The organism is Kitasatospora sp. NPDC056783 (genome assembly GCF_042789895.1).
Taxonomy (GTDB): domain Bacteria; phylum Actinomycetota; class Actinomycetes; order Streptomycetales; family Streptomycetaceae; genus Kitasatospora.
In genome coordinates this window covers 1-1,561 of record NZ_JBHUAF010000695.1, presented here as the reverse complement: position 1 = coordinate 1,561, position 1,561 = coordinate 1, and the positions used below count along the sequence as shown (strand labels likewise).

Below are 1,561 nucleotides of genomic sequence, written 5' to 3'. Positions count from 1 at the left end.
GCACCGATCCGGTGCGGGGCCCCTTCCGGTCGGCCGAGGCCTCGGGTCAGGCGCTCTTCTCCCGGCGCTCGCGCTTGATCATGTCGCGCGGCACCAGGGTGGGGATGGCGTGCTTGGAGACCACGTCGCCGGTGACCACCACGCGGGCGACGTCCTGGCGCGAGGGGACCTCGTACATCACGGACATCAGCACCTCCTCCATGATGGCCCGCAGCCCGCGCGCGCCGGTGCCGCGCAGGATCGCCTGGTCGGCGATCGCCTCCAGCGCGTCCCGGGAGAACTCCAGCTCCACGCCGTCCAGTTCGAACAGCTTGCGGTACTGCTTGACCAGCGCGTTGCGCGGCTCGGTGAGGATCTGGAGCAGCGCCTCGCGGTCCAGGTTGTGCACGCTGGTGATCACCGGCAGACGGCCGATGAACTCAGGGATCATGCCGAACTTCACCAGGTCCTCGGGCATCACCTGGCGGAAGTGGTCGCTGGCGTCCGACTCCCGCTTGGAGCGGATGTTGGCGCCGAAGCCGATGCCCTTGGCACCCGCGCGGCCCTCGATGATCCGCTCCAGGCCGGCGAACGCGCCGCCGACGATGAACAGCACGTTGGTGGTGTCGATCTGGATGAACTCCTGGTGCGGGTGCTTGCGCCCGCCCTGCGGCGGCACCGACGCGGTGGTGCCCTCCAGGATCTTCAGCAGGGCCTGCTGCACGCCCTCGCCGGAGACGTCCCGGGTGATCGACGGGTTCTCGCTCTTGCGCGCGACCTTGTCGATCTCGTCGATGTAGATGATCCCGGTCTCGGCCTTCTTGACGTCGTAGTCGGCCGCCTGGATCAGCTTGAGCAGGATGTTCTCGACGTCCTCGCCGACGTAGCCCGCCTCGGTCAGCGCCGTGGCGTCCGCGATCGCGAACGGCACGTTCAGCATCCGGGCCAGGGTCTGCGCCAGCAGCGTCTTGCCGGAGCCGGTGGGGCCCAGCAGCAGGATGTTCGACTTGGCCAGCTCGATGGCGTCCTCGCGGCCGTTGCCGCCGCTGCGGCCCGCCTCACCCGCCTGGACGCGCTTGTAGTGGTTGTAGACGGCCACCGACAGCGCCTTCTTGGCGAGGTCCTGGCCGACCACGTACTGGTCCAGGAACTCGTAGATCTCGCGCGGCTTCGGGAGCTCCTCGAAGCGCACCTCGGAGGTCTCGGCGAGTTCCTCCTCGATGATCTCGTTGCACAGGTCGATGCACTCGTCGCAGATGTACACGCCTGGGCCGGCGATCAGCTTCTTCACCTGCTTCTGCGACTTGCCGCAGAACGAGCACTTGAGCAGGTCGCCACCGTCTCCGATGCGTGCCACGAGGTGCTTCCCCTTCGCCAGGGGCCCCGCAGGGGTTCCGGGGCCTGGTGCTGTGGACCGTCAACGCCGAGGGCGCTCGGTCTCGGTATCCGACGGTACTCTGTCGGGCCCGTGATTCCGGCCTCTTCGCCAGGTCTGCCCTACGCCCTGGGCGAATTGATACCGAACAGATGCCGTCGTACGGGCCCGCCGACGGGCCGGGGCGGGGTGCGCACCCGGGTGCGC

1 protein-coding gene is annotated in these 1,561 nt (G+C 68.5%); it reads right to left on the bottom strand.

Translation table 11 applies throughout. From position 1 onward, the window contains the following. Positions 1 to 46: 46 nt before the first annotated feature. Positions 47 to 1,336 (bottom strand): ATP-dependent Clp protease ATP-binding subunit ClpX, encoded by a 1,290-nt coding sequence (clpX, locus tag ACFRMQ_RS40660; RefSeq protein ID WP_045696864.1) that lies wholly within the window; start codon positions 1,334 to 1,336, stop codon positions 47 to 49. Positions 1,337 to 1,561 lie beyond the last annotated feature (225 nt).